Genomic DNA, 1,249 nt, shown 5'->3' on the forward strand with positions numbered 1-1,249 from the left:
GCTCGTCCGCCAGTTGCAGGTGCACGTACCAGTCGCTCGTGAACAGCGGCGTGAAGCCGAAGTGCGCCTGGTAGAAGTTCGCCGTTCCCGCCACGTCGTTGGTCATGAGAACGGGGTAGTAGCTCGTCACTTTCACGATGAATCCTTTCATTTAACATACAGGCTGCATGTAAATTTGAATATAACTTACAGACAGACTGTATGTAAATGGCCGATTCACCTCCCCCAGTCCGAACCAACCGTGAACGCACGGAAACCACGCGCCTCGCGCTGATCGAGGCGGCGCGCGCGCTCTTCGTCGGCAAGGGCTACGGCGACACCTCGACGCCGGAGATTGCGACGGCCGCCGGCATCACCCGAGGCGCGCTGTACCACCACTTCGCGGACAAGCGCGACCTGTTCCGCCAGGTGCTGCTGCGCGAAGGCGAAGCCGTGGCCGCCGACATCGAGGCAGCCACGCCCGAGCAGCTCTCGCCGCGCGAGGCGCTGCTCGAAGGCAGCAAGGCTTATCTGAACGCGATGACGGTGCCGGGCCGCACACGGCTGCTGCTGATCGACGGGCCGGCGGTGCTGGGCATGGCGGAAGTCATGGCCATGGACGACGCGACCTCGGCGAAGTCGCTGCGACAGGGGTTGGAGCGCGCCGGCATGGGCAAGGGCGAGGCGTCGCTCGACGCCCTGACCCCGCTGCTCGCGGCGGCCTTCGACCGGGCCGCGCTGGCCATCGACGCAGGCGCGGACGTAGAGGAAACCCGCACGGCGATGCTTTGGCTGCTTGAGCGAGCGCTCGGCCCGGTCAGGAAACGCTGATGCGGGACATGTCGTGGGCCGACGCTTCGCACGCGCCTACAGCACGCGCCGTCCCCTGCCGACAGTGACGCCGCGAAGGCGGGGCAATGCTGGATTCATCTTCAACCCAGAGGAGTCCTCGCGTGAATTCCATCATCTACATCGTCGGTCTGGTCGTGGTAGTCGTAGCCGTGCTTTCGTTCTTCGGCCTTCGCTGAGACCGGGCACGCACCAACGACTCCCGCACCATGCAGAACGGGGCCGCTTGCGGCCCCGTTTCTCATCGTGGCCGCCCGAAGCTCGCCGGGCATAATTTGCGCGCCCCCGGCGCCGTGCGGGGCCTCATTGACCGATTGGCTGCAAAGGGACCCTGTTGACCAACACCGCGCTGCGCGAATCTGCTTTTCCGGATGCGGTGATCACCGAGGCGATCCGATGGACCGAACAGAACGGCCCGCTC

General features: G+C 65.3%; 1 protein-coding gene and 1 pseudogene. One reads left to right on the forward strand and one right to left on the reverse strand.

What is annotated here, in order from left to right:
• A pseudogene (locus ACSFA3_RS24115) lies at positions 1-136 on the reverse strand (VOC family protein); the annotation flags it as partial.
• A 71-nt stretch (positions 137-207) separates the two neighbouring features.
• Here ACSFA3_RS24115 and ACSFA3_RS24120 point away from each other — a divergent pair.
• A complete protein-coding gene (locus ACSFA3_RS24120) occupies positions 208-810 on the forward strand; it encodes a TetR/AcrR family transcriptional regulator (RefSeq protein ID WP_435464371.1) in 603 nt (200 codons plus the stop codon).
• Positions 811-1,249 lie beyond the last annotated feature (439 nt).

The organism is Variovorax glucosi, assembly GCF_051216695.1.
GTDB lineage: Bacteria > Pseudomonadota > Gammaproteobacteria > Burkholderiales > Burkholderiaceae_C > Variovorax.